Below are 1868 nucleotides of genomic sequence, written 5' to 3' on the forward strand. Positions count from 1 at the left end.
CTTCGAAGGAGCGAGCGACGATGCCCGAGCTGAGGTCCCGCACAGTCACCCACGGCCGCAACATGGCGGGCGCCCGCGCCCTTATGCGCGCCTCCGGTGTACCCGGTGCGGACATCGGCCGGAAGCCCATCATCGCCGTCGCCAACTCCTTCACGGAGTTCGTGCCGGGCCACACCCATCTGCAGCCGGTCGGCCGGATCGTCAGCGAGGCGATCAAGGAAGCGGGCGGCATCCCGCGCGAGTTCAACACGATCGCCGTCGACGACGGCATCGCCATGGGCCACGGCGGCATGCTGTACTCCCTGCCCTCCCGCGACCTGATCGCGGACTCGGTGGAGTACATGGTCGAGGCCCACTGCGCCGACGCCCTGGTCTGCATCTCCAACTGCGACAAGATCACCCCGGGCATGCTGATGGCTGCCCTGCGCCTGAACATCCCGACGGTCTTCGTCTCCGGCGGCCCGATGGAGTCCGGCCGCGCCACGCTGGTCGACGGCACCGTGCGCACCCTCGACCTGGTCGACGCGATCTCCGACGCCGTCAACGACAAGATCTCCGACGAGGACATCCTCCGGATCGAGGAGAACGCCTGCCCGACCTGCGGCAGCTGTTCCGGCATGTTCACCGCCAACTCGATGAACTGCCTGACCGAGGCCATCGGCCTCTCCCTGCCCGGCAACGGCTCGGTCCTCGCCACCCACACCGCCCGCCGCGCCCTGTACGAGAACGCGGCCCGCACGGTCATGGACCTCACCCGCCGCTACTACGAGCAGGACGACGACACGGTCCTGCCGCTCAACATCGCCACCTTCCAGGCCTTCGAGAACGCCATGGCCCTGGACATCGCGATGGGCGGCTCCACGAACACGATCCTGCACCTGCTGGCCGCGGCCCAGGAGGCGGGCGTCCCGTTCGGCCTGGAGCAGATCGACGCCGTCTCCCGCCGCGTCCCCTGCCTCGCCAAGGTCGCGCCCAACGTCGCGAAGAACCGCACGTACTACATGGAGGACGTGCACCGCGCCGGCGGCATCCCCGCCCTGCTCGGCGAACTGCACCGTGCCGGCCTGCTGAACGAGGACGTCCACGCCGTCCACAGCCCCTCCCTGTCCGACTGGCTCAAGACCTGGGACGTCCGCGGCGGCTCCCCGTCCCCCGAGGCCCTGGAACTGTGGCACGCGGCCCCCGGCTGCGTCCGCTCCGCCGAGGCCTTCTCCCAGTCCGAGCGCTGGGAGGCGCTGGACGAGGACGCCGAGAACGGCTGCATCCGCAGCGCCGAACACGCCTACTCCAAGGACGGCGGCCTCGCGGTCCTCAAGGGCAACCTGGCCGTGAACGGCTGCGTGGTGAAGACGGCCGGCGTCGACGAGTCGATCTGGACATTCGAGGGCCCGGCCGTGGTCTGCGAGTCCCAGGAGGAGGCCGTCCAGCGCATCCTCACCCACGAGGTCAAGGACGGCGACGTCGTCGTCATCCGCTACGAGGGCCCCAAGGGCGGGCCCGGCATGCAGGAGATGCTCTACCCGACCTCGTACCTGAAGGGCCGCGGCCTGGGCAAGAGCTGCGCGCTGATCACCGACGGCCGCTTCTCCGGCGGCACCTCGGGTCTGTCGATCGGCCACGCCTCCCCGGAGGCGGCCTCCGGCGGCACCATCGCCCTGGTCCAGGACGGTGACCGCATCCGCATCGACATCCCGAACCGCACGATCGAGCTGCTGGTCGACGAGCCGGAGCTGGCTCGGCGCGAGCAGGCCCTCGGCGGTCTGTACGCCCCGAAGGACCGCGACCGCAAGGTCTCCGCTGCCCTCCGCGCCTACGCCGCGATGGCGACCAGCGCGGACAAGGGCGCGGTGCGCGATGTGAGCAAGCTG

General features: G+C 70.3%; 1 protein-coding gene. It reads left to right on the top strand.

The genetic code is table 11. From position 1 onward, the window contains the following. Positions 1–20: 20 nt before the first annotated feature. On the top strand, positions 21–1868 hold a 1848-nt coding region (ilvD, locus tag AC07CM_RS50810), incomplete at its 3' end, for a dihydroxy-acid dehydratase (RefSeq protein WP_478883343.1).

It is taken from the genome of Streptomyces sp. NPDC044061 (genome assembly GCF_056434305.1).